This is a genomic window from Streptomyces aureocirculatus, assembly GCF_000720475.1.
GTDB classification, from domain to species: domain Bacteria; phylum Actinomycetota; class Actinomycetes; order Streptomycetales; family Streptomycetaceae; genus Streptomyces; species Streptomyces aureocirculatus.
The window spans coordinates 29,117-43,825 of record NZ_JOAP01000026.1 but is presented as its reverse complement, the minus strand read 5'-3'; the positions used below and the strand labels follow the sequence as shown (position 1 = coordinate 43,825).

Sequence of the window (14,709 nt, the reverse complement as noted above, 5' to 3'; positions counted from 1 at the left end):
AGCGCGGGGGTGAGTCCGGAGAGGGCCCGTTCCTCGTCCGGTGCCCAGTTCGACCGCGGCTCGTGCGGAAGGGTTGTACGGGACTTTCCCACCGGCTCTCCGCCGCGTACGCGACGTCGCGTGCGCGACTTCCGGCGGAGGTTCAGGACTTGAGGGCCCGGGGTAGGGTGCGCCTCAAGATCCGGCGGCATGCCCGGGAGGGGCGCATGAACACCGAACCGCGTGCAGCGGGCGGCCTTCCGCCCGCGTTCACGGCACCCGAGTCCTCGTCCTTCCTCGACTTCCTCGCCGCGCAGGCGCCCGACCTGCTGCCCGCCCGGCGGTCCCTGCCGGTCGCGCACGACGGCTTCGACGCGCCGCACGGCACCACCATCGTCGCGGCGACGTACGCGGACGGCGTCCTGGTGGCAGGCGACCGCCGGGTCACGTTGGGCAACGTCATCGCCCACCGCGAGTACGACAAGGTGTTCCCCGCCGACGGGCACTCCGCGATAGCCATCGCGGGCACCGCCGGTCTCGCCGTGGAACTGGTCAAGCTCTTCCAACTGGAGTTGGCGCACCACGAGAAGATCGAGGGCACCGCCCTGTCCCTGGTCGGCAAGGCGAACCGCCTCACCACCATGGTCCGCGGCAACCTCGCCATGGCGATGCGGGGCCTGGCCGTCGTCCCGCTGTTCGCCGGGTACGACCTGGACAAGGGCGTGGGGCGGGTCTTCTCGTACGACGTCACGGGCGGCCGCAGCGAGGAGCGCGGCATCGCCGCCACCGGCTCCGGCTCGGTCTACGCCCGCGGCTGCCTGAAGAAGCTCTACCACCGGGGCATGTCGGAGCAGGACGTCGTCCTCGCCGCCGTCCAGGCGCTGTACGACGCCGCGGACGACGACTCGGCCACCGGCGGACCCGACCTGACCCGCCGCCTCTTCCCACGGGTGTCCCTGGTCACGGAGGAGGGCTACCGACAGCTCCCGCAGGACGAGGTCGCCGAGGTGGCCCGCTCGGTGGTGGAGAGCCGCCTGGAGGCGCCGGACGGGCCGCGGGCGCCGGTGTTGTAGGACCGCGTGGCCCGTTGCCCCAGCGCCGGGCCCGCAGGGTCAGTGACCGGCGGACCGCCCCGGCCTCGCGCGCCGGTGCCGGCGTGATGACTCAGGCCTGCGGGCTGCCCGCCACCTGCCGGTCGCGCGCGGCTCCGAAGCCGACCACGATCTGCGGTACGAGCAGGACGAGCAGGACCACGACCGGCACCGTCCAGTTGTGGGAGGCGTCGTGCACGGCGCCGAGGACGGTGGGGCCGGTGGCGGCGAGGATGTAGCCGAAGCACTGCGCCATGCTGGACAACTGGGCGACGTGCCGCGCGTCCGGCGCCCGCTGCACGATGAAGAGCAGCGCGAGGCTGATCGCCGCGCCCTGGCCGAGCCCGAGCAGACTCATCCACGGATAGGCGCCGCCGACCGGGGCGATCAGGAGCCCGGCGTACGCGACCGCGCACAGCAGCGCGCCGACGGCCGCGAGGGTCCCGGCCCCCAACCGCCTGCCGACGATGACGGGCGCCACGAACGAGCCGACGATGCCGAGCAGCGACGAGAAGGACAGCATCCAGCCCGCGTCGCCCGCGCTCATCCCGGCGTCCTGGAGCAGCGTCGGCAACCAGGCCGCCGCCGCGTAGTAGTTGAGCGACTGCAGGCCCATGTACGCGGTCACCTGCCAGGCGAGCGGCGAGCGCCACAGGCCGCGGACCGGGTGTGCCGCCTGCCGGACCACGGCCGCCGCGACCCGCGTCCTCGTACGGAGCTGCGGCAGCCACACCACCAGGGCCACCAGGGCGAGCGCGCCCCAACAGGCCAGCGTCGTCCGCCAGTTCATGCCGGACGCCTGCTGCACCGGCAGCGTGACACCGGCCGCGAGCGCGGCGCCGCCGAACAGCGACATCGAGTAGAGACCCGTCATCAGCCCGGCCCGCGCGGGAAAGTCCCGCTTGATCAGCCCCGGAAGCAGCACATTGGCCACGGCGATACCCGCGCCGATGACGACGGTGCCCGCGAACAGCGCGACGACCGAGTCCAGCATGCGCAACGCCGTGCCCGCGCCGATGAGCACCATGGTGGCGAGCAGTGCGCGCTCGGTGCCGAAGCGCCGGCCGAGGCGCGGCGCGACGGGCGCGAGCAGACCGAAGCAGAGCAGCGGCAGCGCGGTGAGGAGGCTGATGGCCGCGGCCGACATGCCGCTCTCGTCGCGGATGGTGTCCGCGAGCGGTGAGACCGCGACCAGGGCGGGACGCAGATTGAGGGCGAGCAGGACGACCCCGAGCCCGAGCCACAGGGCGCCCCGGCCGGTGACGCCCGGCGGGGCCACCGGCGGGCGGTCGGTCGCCGTGGGGCCGGTGTCCGCCGCCGCCGCGGTGGGCGTGGTGGCGGGCCCTTGGCTGCGCATGTCGTTCTCCTGGGAATCGCGTGGGTGGTACGGGGGCCGAGGCCTGGGCCGATGGGGTTTCAGTCGGCCGGGGACTGCTCGCGCAGCGCGGCCATGCCCTCGGCGAGATGGGCGAGCACCGCGGCCTCGGCGGCCCCGGCGTCCCGCGCCTCGATGGCGTCCACGATCGCGTCGTGGGCGTCGATCTGGTGCCGCACGGAGTCGGGCACGGCCGCGCCGATCACGGACTGCAGGGTGGCGCGCATGGCGTCGCTCAGGTGCCCGTACAGCTCGGCGAGTACGGGGTTGTGGGCCGCCGCCGCGACGGTGCGGTGGAAGGTCATGTCGGCGTCGATGAAGGCGTCCGTGTCACCGCTCTCCCAGGCCGTGCGGCGTTCGGCGAGCGCGGTGCGCAGGGCGGCCAGGTCCTCCGGTGTGCGGCGCTCTGCGGCGTACCGGGCCGCGTCGCGCTCCAGGGAGGCGCGCACCTCGTACGCGTCCAGGACGCTCGCCCGGCGCAGCCGCCGCTGCACGGCCGCGCCGAAGTCGCTGTCGGCCCGCACATAGGTGCCGTCGCCCTGACGCGGCTCCAGCATGCCGGTGTGCACCAGGGCGCGGACCGCCTCCCGCACGGTGTTGCGGCCCACGGCGAGCTGCTCCACGAGCAGCGGCTCCGCGGGGATCTTCGTGCCGACCTCCCACTCGCCGTCGGAGATCAGGCTCTCCATCTGGGCGATGACGAGGTCGACCAGGTTGGTGCGTGCGGTGCTGCGCAGCGGCATCGGTGTGCTGCCTTCCTCTGGGATGCAGACATGGGAACATCCCATGTTTCATGCTGTCAATCGGCGGAAACCGGGGGCGAAGCCGTGTCGTGCCCCGCCAGTGAAGTGATCTATGGGGCACCGTTACATGATCTCGGGAAATCCGTAATGCCGGACCAATAGGTTCATACAGCACTCGCCGGAAGGCAGAGGGCATACCGCGAGTTCCGTACCGTGAAGGGGAAAATCGCCACCATGCGCCACACCAATCACCGCCGCAGCGCCCTGCGTACCGCCACCATCTCCCTTGCCGCGGGTGCGGCGCTGCTGGCCCCGGCCGCGGCCGCCCTCGCGAGCACCCCGGCCCCGCAGCGCGCCGCCGCCGTGCAGACCGCCGCCCCCAAGCCCGTCAAGATCGACATCGGTGCCGGTGTCACCATCCCCGTCAAGGGCGGCAAGCCGTACTACAACGGCAAGGCGCTGAAGCCCGGCCAGACCGTCAAGGACGGCATCTACCTGCACCTCAGCCCCGACGGCAAGCGCCTGTACTCCAAGACGCAGGGCGGCGGCACGCCGTACTCGATCTGGGACGTCAGGACCGGCAGGAGCCTCGGCACGCAGAAGACCAGCCCCACCGCCCCGAAGGCCGCGCTGACCGCCAAGCCGTCGGCGACCTCCGTGCGCGCCTGGCAGGAGGTCCGCATCTCCGGCAAGGCCACCGGCGTCAAGGCCGGCAGCAAGGTGTCCCTCCAGCAGAAGCAGCACGGCGCCTGGAAGACGCTGCCCGTGACGACCACCGTCAACAAGTCCGGCACGTACTCGCTGCGCGCGAAGCTCGGCCTCAAGGGCAAGGAAGAACTGCGGATGAAGAGCGGGACGACCCTGTCCCCGGTCTTCACGGTGACCGTGCGCTGACCCCGCGCCCCCTCGCGAACCCGGGCCCCCGGGCCCCCGCCCACGGAACGACTCCGCGGGCGGCGGCCCGGGGGCCCGCCGCATGCCCGGACGCATAAGGGTCTGGACACTGGTCTGGATATTTCGTCCAGCGTGTGTACATTGTGTCCAAGACGGCTGTACGTATGTACGTGCGCGTCGTGTGGGTGCGAGAGGGAGCGCGGGGGCCGGGATGAGCGACGAGGGCAGTACGAGTGCCGACCCGAGGGCGGGGGACGCCGAGCGGGACGCGATCCTCGCCGCCGTGACCCCCGTGGCCGACGGCATCGCCGCCACCTTCGGCTCCCTGTGCGAGGTGGTCGTGCACGACTACCGGCGTCCTGAGCAGTCCGTCGTGGCTGTCGCGGGATCGGTCACCGGGCGCGACGTCGGCGGCGCGATGAGCGAGATCGGGATGGGGATGCTCGCGCGCGGCGACGCCGCCGACGACGAGCTGAACTATCTGACCCGCACCCAGACCGGCAAGCTGGTCAAGTCGTCCACGATGCTGCTCCGCGACAGCGCGGGCGCGGTGTTCGGCGCGGTGTGCGTGAACCTCGACATCACCGCCGTCCAGCAGGTCGGCACCCTGATCGGGGAACTCGCGGGCGTGTCGGTCCCGGCCGAGGTGCCGACCACCACCTTCGGCGCCGCCGCCGATGTCGTCGACGCCGTGGTGAGTTCCGTCGTCGACGCCCACCAGCTCGAACACAGCCGCCCGTGGAGCGAGCTCGACCGCGCCGCGCGCGTCGCCCTGTTCCGCGGGCTCGACGAGCGCGGTGTCTTCACCGTCCGGCGGGCGGTCCCCCAGGTCGCCGCCCGCCTCGGCATCTCCCGCGCGTCCGCGTACAGCTACCTCGCCAAAGCCCGCGCCCAGGGCCCCGAAGCGGCCGGGCCCGCCACCTCCCAGGGAGCATCCGCATGACGAGTACACCTCCGGTCACCCTCGACGACGTCCGCGACGCCGCGGCCCGGCTCAAGGGCGTCGCCCACCGCACGCCCGTACTCCGCTCCCGCACCCTGGACGCCCGCGTCGGCGCGGAGGTCTTCCTCAAGTGCGAGAACCTCCAGCGCGTCGGTGCCTTCAAGTTCCGCGGCGCCTACAACGCCGTCTCCCGTCTCGCGCCGGAGCAACTGGCCAAGGGCATCGCGTCGTTCTCCTCCGGCAACCACGCCCAGGCAGTCGCCCTCGCCGCCCGCGAACTCGGCAGCAGCGCCGTGATCGTCATGCCCGAGGACACCCCGCGCTCCAAGCGCGAGGCCGCCGAGGGCTACGGCGCCGAGATCGTCACGTACGACCGCTACACCGGCGACCGTGTCGCCATCGGTCAGGCCCTGGCCGCCGAGCGCGGCCTCGCCCTGATCCCGCCGTACGAGCACCCGCACGTCATCGCGGGCCAGGGCACCGCGGCCCTCGAACTCATGGAGGAAGTGGGCGAGTTGGACCTGCTGCTCGCGCCGGTGGGCGGCGGCGGGCTCATCGCGGGCAGCGCCACCGCGGTGAAGGGCCTGAGCGAGGGCATCCGTGTGGTCGGCGTCGAACCGGAGGCGGGCGACGACACCAAGCGCTCGCTCGCGGCCGGGCACCGGGTCACGATCCCCGTTCCGCGCACCATCGCCGACGGCCAGGCCGCCGAGATCCCGGGCGAACTGACCTTCTCCGTCAACCGGCGACTCGTCGACGACATCGCCCTGGTCTCGGAGGACGACATCCGCAAGGCGATGCGGTTCGCCTTCGAACGCCTGAAGACCGTCGTCGAGCCCAGCGGCGCCACCGCCCTGGCCGCAGCCCTCGCCGGACGGCTCGACGAAGTCCCGCCCCGCATCGGCATCATCCTGTCCGGCGGCAACATCGACGCCCGGCGCTTCGCCGAACTCTGCGGCGGCTGACGCCCGGGCCGCCGTGCGCCCCGGCCGCTCAGCCCGGCAGCAGTTCCGCCACCTGCCGGGGCGTCCACCGGCCCGCGGCTCCCGGGCACCCCGCGAGGTACGCGGTCACCGCGTCCCGGTCCCACGCGGCGGCCTCAAGGAGGCCCTCGGCCAACTGGCGGAGGTAGCCGCCCGCCGGGGCGTTGAGGGGGACGTCCCCCGACGACCACGGCGCGGTGAAGGTGAGCACCGGGAAACCGTCCAGGGTCCCGGGGCACACCAGCGTCTCGTACCTGCCGGGACCGAGCCGTGCCCGGCCGTGCCGCAGCGCCTGCGCCAGATCGGGTCCTGTGCCGGGCGCCCGGTACATCTCCTGGGCGGCGATGTCACGGAACTGCTCCGCCGTCAGCAGATGGGCGCGCGCGTACACCCGTCCCCGCGCGCCCGGGTCGTAGAAGGCCCTGCCGCCCGACCAGAGCGCCGACTCCGTCGCGAAATACACCGCCCCCCGGAGCTCCACGGGCACGGACCTCCGCGGCGGGCGCGGGTCCCGGCAGCCGGGGCAGTCGAGGGCCGTCCCGGCGGGCCGCCCGCCCACCAGGTAGTGCATGAGACGACCCAGGCGCGTGTTGGAGCCGTAGGCCGCGTACCAGACGAGCTCGGGCACCTCGGGAGCTTCAGGCACCTCAGGCGCCTCGGCCTCCGACGGCGTCCCCTGCCGTCGTTCCTGGATCGTCCGTACGCGGTTCATCCGTACCCCCTGCCTAGAACCGGCCCTCGGGCGGCACCGCGCTCGGCGGGGCGCCACACTGCCACTCCAGGTCGTACCGCTGGAAGAGTTCGGCGCGCAGGACGTCGAAGGGCATCGGCGCGCCGGGGATGAGCAGGGCGAAGACGGCACCCATCAGCAGCGCCCGCAGCATGCGGTAGTCCGTCTCCGACTCCGCGGAGCCGTGCCGGGACACCGCCTCGCGCAGCAGGAAGGCGAGCCGCTGCTGCTCCGGGCACTGCACGAAGCCCTCGGCCTGAAGGATGCCCGCCATGTGGGTGCGCATCAGCACCGGCCGGTCCCTGGCGAGACCGAGGATCGCGTCGATGGCGCGGGCGAGCAGTTCGTCCCCGTTCTCCGTGCGGGGCTCCCGCTCCAGGGCGGCCTGCAGCGTCAGATGCATGAGGCGGTGTACGGCCGACTGCAGGAGCTGCCGTTTTCCCGGGAAGTAGTACGACACCAGGCCGCGGGCCGAACCCGCCCTGTCGGCGATGTCCGCGAGGGTCGTGGCCTCGTAACCCCGCTCGCCGACCAGCTCGACCGTCGCCTGCAGGAGCCGCTCTCTGGAACGTCGGCGCAACTCTTCATTGACCGATGGGCTACGCGGGGACATCCTGTAACTCCTGCGTTGACTGGCTCAGAGCCAATATACTCAGGGAGCCCCGGCCCCGCCGTCATGGGCCGGTGCCGCCTGGGGCAGGCAACACCGCGGGGGAGTGTTGCCTGCCCTCGGGTCGGCGTGGACGGGAGCCGTCGTGCTCTCCTCGCGGATCCGTCTCGGCCTCCTTAGAGTTGCTCAGGAGGCCGAGGAGGCGCTTGGACATGGATCAACAGCAGATTCTGGCGCGGATCGCGGAGATGGTCGACGCCGAGAAGACCCTGCGGGAGTCGCTCGCGTCCGGAGCGATCGACGAGGCGACGGAACGGGCCCGCCTCGGCGCCCTGGAACGCGATCTCGACCAGTGCTGGGACCTGCTGCGCAGGCGGCGGGCCGCGGCCGAGTTCGGCGGCGACCCGGGCGCCGTGCGGGCGCGGCCGGCGGCACAGGTCGAGAACTATCAGTCGTAGGCGGCGCCGGGCACCGCACGCCGGTGCGGCGGTACGGTGCAGGCGTGCGGTGTACAGCAACCCGCCGTGCGCGAGGCACCCGCCGTGGGCAGGGCACCCGCCGTGGGCAGGGCACCCGCCGTGCGCGGGGCACCTCCGTGCCCACCCCCGGGTTCAGGGCGCCCGACGCTCAGGGAGGTGTGCTCAGGGCGCCCCCGTGCCTCCGGCGAGCCCGAGCACGGCCCGCAGCGCGTCCGGCCGCTGTTCCACCGGCAGATGGTCCACGAAGTGCACCGCACAGCCCAGCGCGGCCGCGCCGCCGTCCGCACCCCGGTCGTCGCCCACCATCAGCGTGTCCTGCGGCGCGACACCGAGGCCGTCGCAGGCGAAGGCGAACAGCCGCGTGTCCGGCTTCTGCACGGCGTGCTCGTACGAAAGGGCGTACGCGTCGACGTACGGCGCCAGGCCATGGGCCTCGAAGACGGGCCGAAGATCCCACCCGATATTGCTGACGACGCCCACGCGCACGCCGCGAGCCCGCAGTCCGCGCAGGACCTCGCGCGCGTCGGCGTAGGGACGCCAGGCCTCCGGTGTCCGATGGCGCTCGTACAGGGCGTCGACCAGCGCGGGATCCGGCAGTGCCACCGTCCGGGCGAGGCCCGTGTACGCCGCCCGGTGCAGCTCAGCGCTCTCGTCCCGCCGCCCCCACAGCTCCACGAGGTGGTCAGGTACGCCGACTGCGCCGACCGTCGGCGAGCCCCCGGGCAGCGCGCCCGCGCGGTCGAGCGCCACCGCGAGCCGCGCCACCTCGGCCTCCGGCAGCGTCAGGCCGCGCCCGGCGAGCGTGCCGCGCAGCCAGGACGCGGCGGACTCGATGCGGAACAAAGTCCCCGAGAAGTCGAAGAGCACGCCCTTGAACGCCATGCCGAAGATCCTCCGGGACCGGCCGCACAGGGGTCAAGGACACCGCGCGGGCCGAGTAGCGGGGGCACCCGTCGCCGCGGGGGTGTCAGGCGGGTCCGCCGGGGCGTCAGGCGGGTCCGCCGCGTCCCGGGCGCTGCGCCTCGGGCACATGGCGCTCGTACGCCGCCACGGCGAGCGCCACCGTCAGCGCCCCGAGCAGCCAGCCCTCGACGACGTCCGACATCCAGTGCACCCCGAGCCACACCCGGGTGAGTCCCACGCCGACCACGGAAAGCGCCGCCACGGCGAGTCCCGCACGCCACACCAGGGCCCCCGCCCCGTACAGCCGCATCAGCCACAGCAGCAGCCCGCACACCACGGTCGCCGTCATCGCGTGCCCCGAGGGGAACGCCGCGAAGTGCGCGGAGTCCACCGGGTCCGGCCACGTCGGCCGGTCCCGCCCGACGGCCGCCTTCAGGCCCTGCTGCACCAGCGTGCCGAGCAGACAGGTGGCCGCGAGCCAGCCCGCGAGCAGCCACGCACGGTGCCGCGCGACCAGCCAGAGCACGACGGCCGCGCACAGCGCGCGCATCGTCCACGGGTCCCACACCCAGTCCGTCAGGATGCGGGCCGTCCTGGTCGACCCGTCGTGCGCCACCGCCCAGCGGTGCGTGGTCCGGGCGATGTCGCCGTCGAGGCCGAGCAGCGGCCCCCACTCGGCGGCCACCAGGACGAGTAGCAGCACGGTCGGTACGGCGAGGAACAGGGCGGCGCGGGGGGCGGCGGAGGCGCGCGCGGTCGTCGGCGAGAGTGCGGAACGCATGCCGTGATCCTTGCCGATGGTGGGCGGTGAAACCTGTCCGGGGCCGATGGAGGGCGCGAAACTCAGCCGAGTGCGCGAAGCGCGGGGACGAAGGCCACGAGGAGCGGAACCACGGGCACGAGCGCCGCGGCCGCCGTCAGCCGGAGGCGCCGTCCCGCCGTGAGCCGCGGACGGGCCGAGAGCAGGCGGTGGACGCGCTGCGGCACATGGGCGTGGTGGGTGCTCGGGCAGGGCCCGAACACACCCCGGTGCTCGTTCAGCTCCACGAGGGCGAGAGCGATGGTGAGGCGGCCGAAGCGGCGCGAAGCCACGTCGTCGGCGGCCAGTTCGACCAGGCGGTGCATCTCGTCCCGGAACGCGGCGAACACCGGGACCTGCGGGAAGCCCACCGCGAGCGCGCCCGAGCAGTGCAGGAGCCAGTCGTGCCTGGCCTGCGCGTGCCCCTGCTCGTGGGCGAGCACCGCATCGAGCTGACGGCCCTTCAGGCGGCGCAACGCGGCGGTGGTGATGACCAGTTGGGGCGCGGCGCCGGGCAGCCACCAGGCGTCGGGCCGTTTGCCCTCCAGGACCACGAGCCGGTCGGCGCCGGGCTCCTCGCCTGGCAACAGCGGGGCCCGCACCACGAGTTCGGCGCGGCGCCGGGCGCGGCGGGCCTTCGCGCGGGCGATCTCGCGGGTGAGCATCGCGCCGGTCCACACGCCGCCGCAGGCGAGCACCACGGCCGTCACCGTCGCCCACGGGGTCGGTCCGAGCGCGTACGCCTCGACCACACCGCTGGGCGCGGGGGCGAAGAGATGGCCGCGGACCGCCTGCCAGGCGGCGGCCGCGCTGAACGTCATCGACAGGGCGCAGCACAGCAGGACGGCGGCCACCACGCACTGCCACACCCACAGCGCGACCACGGGTTCGCGCTCGACCCACTCCGCCCGCGCGAGCAATCTGGGGGCGAGGACGGCGGTCAGCGCGCCAAGCAGCATCAGCGCGACGGGGACCATCATGGGTCAACCCTATGAGGGGCGCGGCACGCGGCGGTACGGTCAGCCACCGCAAGTGACGTACGCCACGACGGCCCCGGCCCCGCTGTACACCCCGTCGCTCCCCCCTTGAACCCCTCGCACCCCTTGAGCCCTCTTGAACCCCTCGCACCCCTTGAGCCCTCTTGAACCCCCTGGCACCTCTCAGAGCGCCAGGAGCATCGCCAGCATCCCCATGCTCATCGCCAGGCGGCACACCAGGACGAGCTCCGGCCGGTCGGCCCAGCCGACGACCGCCTCCAGCGGTGGGTGGCCCCGCTCGCCCGCGGTCACGGCCCCGCCCACCGGCGCGAGCCGCGCGCCGGAGAGGAGTACGTGCCCGGCGAAGTACACCAGCAGCGCACCTGTCACCGCGGGTACCCCCGCGCCGCCGTGCCCGGCCGCGTGCCCGGCCGGGGCCGTGACCATGGCCGCCGACATGTACACCATCGCGAGCGCGCCCACGGCGTGGTGCAGGTGGCGCGGCCCGCGTCCGGGCGGCCACGCCATGCGCAGCCCGGCCGCCGCGAACACCGCCGCGTACCCGAGCCACACCTCCCGCGGCGGGTCGAGCACGGCCGCGGGCACCGCCATCACCGCCATGCCGAACCCCATCAGCGCCTCGCCCCCCGCGGTGCGCCGCTGCTCCTCGACACCGCTGCGCATGCGCAGCAGGCAGTAGGCACCGCTCCCCGCGCAGAGCACCACGAGCAGCCAGCTCGCCGACCCCGGTCCGTGCATGGAGCACCTCCCCGATCGCGGGCATGCCGTCGTGAGGGTCGATGCCCGGCCGCGGGGCGGCGTACGGGAGCGCACGGAGGTACGGCGGGAGCGCGAAAGGGCACCACTCGACGCTCCACCGGGGCCCCGACCCCGGGCTCACTCCGGTTCCGGTCCGCTGGTCCCGGTCCGCCGGGGTCAGCCTCGGGACCCGCCCTGCTGGTCCCGGTCTCCCGGGCCCGGGATCAGGGCCGGTACCGCAGTGGATGGTCCTCCGGGATCTCCACCACCGCGATCCGGGTGCCGTCCGGGTCCGCGATCCACATCTCGATCAGGCCCCACGGCTCCCTGACCGGCGGGCGCAGGATACGCACGCCCCGCGTCGCCAGTTCCTCGTGCGTGGCCGTCACGTCGGCCACCTGGAGCCATAGGCGCACCGCGGGCGACGCGGGCTCCTCGGCGCGGCCGGAGACCTCCAGGAAGCCGCCGCCGAGGAAGTAGACCGTGCCGCGTTCGGGGCCCGTGCCGAACTCGCGGTACACGGCCAGGCCCAGATCACCGCCGTAGAACACGCGGGACCGCTCGGGGTTGGTGGGGCGGAGCAGGACCCTGCTGCTGAGTACGTGCACCATGCGGCCGCACCCTAGCGCCGCGTTACCCTCAGCATGCGCGTGGCGGAGCGCGCGCGGTGGTGCGCGAGTCGCGCGGCCGCCGCACGGGCACCCGCCCACCGCCACCGCCCACCGCAGGGCACCGCCCACCACACGGGAACCGCCCACCACACGGGCACCGCCCACCGCACGGACACCCGCCGCAGCCGGGCCCCGGCAGCCGCCGCGGCACCGGAGATCGGAGACACGCCGCCATGCACACCGCCCCGCGCCCGAGCACCCACGGCGACCTGAGCTTCCGGGACGCCACCGAGGCCGACGTCGACGCCCTCGTCGCGCTCGTCGAGTCGGCGTACCGCGGGGACGACAGCCGGACCGGATGGACGACCGAGGCGGACATCCTGGAGGGCCGGCGCACCGACCCCGAGGGCGTCGCCGCCGTCATCGCGGCACCGGACAGCAAGCTGCTCGCCGTACAGCGGGCGGGCCACATAGTCGCCTGCTGCCAGTTGGAACACCGAGGTGAGCACGCCTACTTCGGGATGTTCGCCGTCAGCCCGGCGCTCCAGGGCGCGGGTCTCGGCAAGGTCATCATGGCGGAGGCGGAGCGGACGGCGCACGAGGCGTGGGGCGTGCGCGAGATGCACATGACCGTGATCTCCGTACGCGAGGAACTCATCGCCTGGTACGAGCGGCGCGGCTACCGCCGTACGGGAAAGATGACCCCCTTCCCGTACGGCGACGAGCGCTTCGGCATCCCGCAGCGCGACGACCTCCAGTTCGAGCTCCTGGTCAAGGAGATCGGCTGACCGCCGCACACGGATCCCCGGCCGCACGCCGGTCCGAGGCCGCACCCGGTTCTCAGGCGGTGAAGCGGCCCGTGCGCTTGATCTCCGGGTAGTCGGTCGTCGCGCCGTCCAACTGGAGGGCGCGCACGAGCCGCAGATCGTCCTGGGTGTTCACGACCCAGCCGATGATCCGCAGCTCGGCCTGGCGCGCACGCTCCACGATCTCAAGGGTCAGGCGCCGGATGTTCAGTACGAGCGCGCCTGCGCCGACCGCCGTGGCGCGCTCCACGACGTCCGTGCCGTACCGACTGGCGACGAGCGCGGTCCGTACGCCGGGGACGAGCCGGGTGATCTCGGCGAGCGCCTCGTCGTGGAAGGAGAGCACCTCGACCCGGCCGGTCAGATCGCGCCCGTTCATGATCCCGGCGAGCGCGCGGGCGGCCGCCACATCCTTGATCTCGGCCTGCAACGGCGCCGTGACGGCGTCGAGTACCTCTTCGAAGACGGGGACGCGCTCGCCGTCGCCGGCATCGAGATCGCGCAGCTCGGCCAGCGTCTTGTCGGCGATGGCGCCTTCGCCGTCGGTGGTGCGCCCCACATCGGCGTCGTGCATGACGACGAGGGCGCCGTCCTTGCTCAGATGCAGGTCGAGTTCGATGATGTCGAGACCCGCGGCTTGCGCGGCGACGAACGAACGCAGGGTGTTCTCGGGTTCGACACCCATGACACCGCGATGACCGATGGTGACGAAGTTCAAGGTTCACTCGCTTCCGTCGACGGCGGCTCGGATGCCCGTGGTGCGGCGGCTCACGACCACGCGGCAAGCCCGCAGCCTAATCGCCCGCCTCGGCGACGGGACCGTACCCGCGCGACGGAGTGGAGTCGTCCGGTCTGGTGCCGACGATGCCGAGGACGAGCCCGGTGATGAGTGCGGCGACAAGGACGGCACGGGTGCTCAAGGGTTCGCGGCCTCTCGGACGGAGCGGGCTTGCCCGGCCCGTCCTACCGCCGTGGCCCCTGTGATCGCGAGCGGCCTCACCCGTGGGTGGGCGCGTCGTCACGGAGTTGACCCGGGCCCTCCCGCGGGCCGGTTTCAGGCGGCCGGGGCCTGCGGGGTCGCCGCCCGCTCGGCGACCGGCGGCTGCGTCAGCGCTCCCGCCCGCGCCCGCGCCGTCGCATCGGCCTGCGCTTCCGCCTTCGCGTCCGTCGCGTACCGGTCGACGTACTCCTGGCCGGAAAGGACCAGGATCGCGTACATGATCTCGTCCGTGGCCGCCCGCAGCGCGGCGTGCCGGTCCGGCAGGTTCGCGTACCGGGAGAAGTCGAGGGGCGTGCCGAAGCGGAGCGTGATCGGCACGACGCGCGGCACCCTGCGGCCCGCGGGCTGCGCCTCGAACGTGCCGATCACCGCGCACGGGACCACCGGCGCACCCGAGCGGAGGGCCATGGCCGCCACCCCCACCCTGCCCTTGTACAGACGGCCGTCGTGCGAGCGCGTCCCCTCCGGGAAGATCCCCAGAAGTCCGCCGTCCAGCAGGACCCCGAGGCCCGACTCGACCGCCGCCTGCCCGGCCCCGTTACCCGAACGGTCCACGGGGATCGCCCCGATGCCCCGGAAGAACGCCGCGGAAAGGCGGCCCCTGAGCCCCTTACCCGTGAAGTACTCCATCTTCGCGAGGAAGCTGATGCGCCGCCGCAGCGTCACGCCCAGCAGGAACTGGTCGCAGAACGACTGGTGGTTGCCCGCGATGATCGCCGCGCCGCCGCGGGGCACGTTTTCGAGGCCCTCGATCCGCGGCCGGAAGAGCCACCGCAACAGCGGGACCAGGACCACGCACTTGAACAAGCGGTAGAACATGCCTGTGAGCCCCCTCCATGACTGCCCCCGTGACTGCCCCCGTGTCGGGGAACGCTAGTGGCCTTGTGGGGAGGCAGGGAGAACGCGTAATCGGCCAGTCCCGGCACCTGCCGCGAAGGGGCCGGAATGCGGCGGAGTTGTGGCCTCGCCAACCATCGCGCCGGTGAAATGTTGGAACGCGGAGCGTTCTTCGGCGGGTGCGGGTCGG

The 14,709-nt window shown here is 73.3% G+C and carries 18 protein-coding genes; 6 read left to right on the top strand and 12 right to left on the bottom strand.

Going from position 1 to position 14,709, the window contains the following annotated elements; translation table 11 throughout:
* The first annotated feature begins 206 nt into the window (after nucleotides 1–206).
* Nucleotides 207–1,052 (top strand): proteasome subunit beta, encoded by an 846-nt coding sequence (gene prcB / locus IG78_RS0124000; RefSeq protein ID WP_030566568.1) that lies wholly within the window; start codon nucleotides 207–209, stop codon nucleotides 1,050–1,052.
* 91 nt (nucleotides 1,053–1,143) lie between these two features.
* Here the strand turns inward: prcB and IG78_RS0123995 are convergent, their stop codons facing one another.
* Nucleotides 1,144–2,427: a CynX/NimT family MFS transporter gene (locus IG78_RS0123995; protein WP_051852906.1), complete on the bottom strand. Its 1,284-nt coding sequence runs from the start codon at nucleotides 2,425–2,427 to the stop codon at nucleotides 1,144–1,146.
* Between the two features lie 59 nt (nucleotides 2,428–2,486).
* Nucleotides 2,487–3,188 carry a FadR/GntR family transcriptional regulator gene (locus tag IG78_RS0123990; RefSeq protein WP_030566566.1) on the bottom strand — a complete coding sequence of 234 codons (702 nt, stop codon included), beginning with the start codon at nucleotides 3,186–3,188 and terminating at the stop codon, nucleotides 2,487–2,489.
* 234 nt (nucleotides 3,189–3,422) lie between these two features.
* On the opposite strand from IG78_RS0123990, the gene IG78_RS48310 reads away from it, so the two are divergent.
* From IG78_RS48310 to IG78_RS0123975, 3 genes are all read left to right on the top strand, one after another.
* Nucleotides 3,423–4,082, top strand: coding sequence for a hypothetical protein (locus IG78_RS48310; protein WP_107054992.1), 660 nt, complete (start codon nucleotides 3,423–3,425; stop codon nucleotides 4,080–4,082).
* 211 nt (nucleotides 4,083–4,293) lie between these two features.
* On the top strand, nucleotides 4,294–5,025 hold the full coding sequence (locus tag IG78_RS0123980; protein WP_030566564.1) for a helix-turn-helix transcriptional regulator: 732 nt from the start codon (nucleotides 4,294–4,296) through the stop codon (nucleotides 5,023–5,025).
* Entirely contained in the window at nucleotides 5,022–5,990 is a 969-nt protein-coding gene (locus IG78_RS0123975; protein WP_030566563.1) for a threo-3-hydroxy-L-aspartate ammonia-lyase, read from the top strand. The genes IG78_RS0123980 and IG78_RS0123975 overlap by 4 nt, the downstream gene beginning before the upstream one ends.
* Before the next feature lie 28 nt (nucleotides 5,991–6,018).
* On the opposite strand, the gene IG78_RS0123970 is transcribed toward IG78_RS0123975, so the two are convergent.
* The gene (locus IG78_RS0123970; RefSeq protein WP_404827727.1) at nucleotides 6,019–6,720 is read right to left on the bottom strand and encodes a histone deacetylase; all 702 of its coding nucleotides are present in this window, start codon (nucleotides 6,718–6,720) and stop codon (nucleotides 6,019–6,021) included.
* Nucleotides 6,721–6,733: 13 nt separating this feature from the next.
* Nucleotides 6,734–7,351: a TetR/AcrR family transcriptional regulator gene (locus tag IG78_RS0123965; RefSeq protein WP_030566561.1), complete on the bottom strand. Its 618-nt coding sequence runs from the start codon at nucleotides 7,349–7,351 to the stop codon at nucleotides 6,734–6,736.
* A 209-nt stretch (nucleotides 7,352–7,560) separates the two neighbouring features.
* Here IG78_RS0123965 and IG78_RS0123960 point away from each other — a divergent pair, with 209 nt between their 5' ends.
* A complete protein-coding gene (locus IG78_RS0123960) occupies nucleotides 7,561–7,806 on the top strand; it encodes a DUF2630 family protein (RefSeq protein WP_030566560.1) in 246 nt (81 codons plus the stop codon).
* 183 nt (nucleotides 7,807–7,989) lie between these two features.
* Here IG78_RS0123960 and IG78_RS0123955 read toward each other — a convergent pair whose 3' ends face one another.
* The 5 genes from IG78_RS0123955 to IG78_RS0123935 all read right to left on the bottom strand — a co-directional run bounded on the left by IG78_RS0123955 (nucleotide 7,990) and on the right by IG78_RS0123935 (nucleotide 11,876).
* Nucleotides 7,990–8,709 (bottom strand): HAD family hydrolase, encoded by a 720-nt coding sequence (locus IG78_RS0123955; RefSeq protein ID WP_030566559.1) that lies wholly within the window; start codon nucleotides 8,707–8,709, stop codon nucleotides 7,990–7,992.
* 106 nt (nucleotides 8,710–8,815) lie between these two features.
* Complete coding sequence (locus tag IG78_RS0123950) at nucleotides 8,816–9,511, bottom strand: phosphatase PAP2 family protein (RefSeq protein WP_051852905.1); 696 nt, start codon at nucleotides 9,509–9,511, stop codon at nucleotides 8,816–8,818.
* A 62-nt stretch (nucleotides 9,512–9,573) separates the two neighbouring features.
* Nucleotides 9,574–10,509 (bottom strand): M56 family metallopeptidase, encoded by a 936-nt coding sequence (locus tag IG78_RS0123945; RefSeq protein WP_030566557.1) that lies wholly within the window; start codon nucleotides 10,507–10,509, stop codon nucleotides 9,574–9,576.
* Nucleotides 10,510–10,689: 180 nt separating this feature from the next.
* Entirely contained in the window at nucleotides 10,690–11,265 is a 576-nt protein-coding gene (locus tag IG78_RS0123940; protein WP_030566555.1) for a DUF5134 domain-containing protein, read from the bottom strand.
* A 224-nt stretch (nucleotides 11,266–11,489) separates the two neighbouring features.
* Nucleotides 11,490–11,876 (bottom strand): VOC family protein, encoded by a 387-nt coding sequence (locus IG78_RS0123935; protein ID WP_030566553.1) that lies wholly within the window; start codon nucleotides 11,874–11,876, stop codon nucleotides 11,490–11,492.
* A gap of 233 nt (nucleotides 11,877–12,109) precedes the next feature.
* Here IG78_RS0123935 and IG78_RS0123930 point away from each other — a divergent pair, with 233 nt between their 5' ends.
* Nucleotides 12,110–12,664, top strand: a complete 555-nt coding sequence (locus tag IG78_RS0123930) for a GNAT family N-acetyltransferase (RefSeq protein ID WP_030566551.1) — start codon at nucleotides 12,110–12,112, stop codon at nucleotides 12,662–12,664.
* A gap of 52 nt (nucleotides 12,665–12,716) precedes the next feature.
* On the opposite strand, the gene IG78_RS0123925 is transcribed toward IG78_RS0123930, so the two are convergent.
* From IG78_RS0123925 to IG78_RS0123915, 3 genes are all read right to left on the bottom strand, one after another.
* Nucleotides 12,717–13,400, bottom strand: coding sequence for a glycerophosphodiester phosphodiesterase (locus tag IG78_RS0123925; RefSeq protein ID WP_030566549.1), 684 nt, complete (start codon nucleotides 13,398–13,400; stop codon nucleotides 12,717–12,719).
* A 76-nt stretch (nucleotides 13,401–13,476) separates the two neighbouring features.
* Nucleotides 13,477–13,602 carry a hypothetical protein gene (locus IG78_RS52210; RefSeq protein WP_263972731.1) on the bottom strand — a complete coding sequence of 42 codons (126 nt, stop codon included), beginning with the start codon at nucleotides 13,600–13,602 and terminating at the stop codon, nucleotides 13,477–13,479.
* Nucleotides 13,603–13,736: 134 nt separating this feature from the next.
* Complete coding sequence (locus IG78_RS0123915) at nucleotides 13,737–14,501, bottom strand: lysophospholipid acyltransferase family protein (protein WP_051852904.1); 765 nt, start codon at nucleotides 14,499–14,501, stop codon at nucleotides 13,737–13,739.
* Nucleotides 14,502–14,709 lie beyond the last annotated feature (208 nt).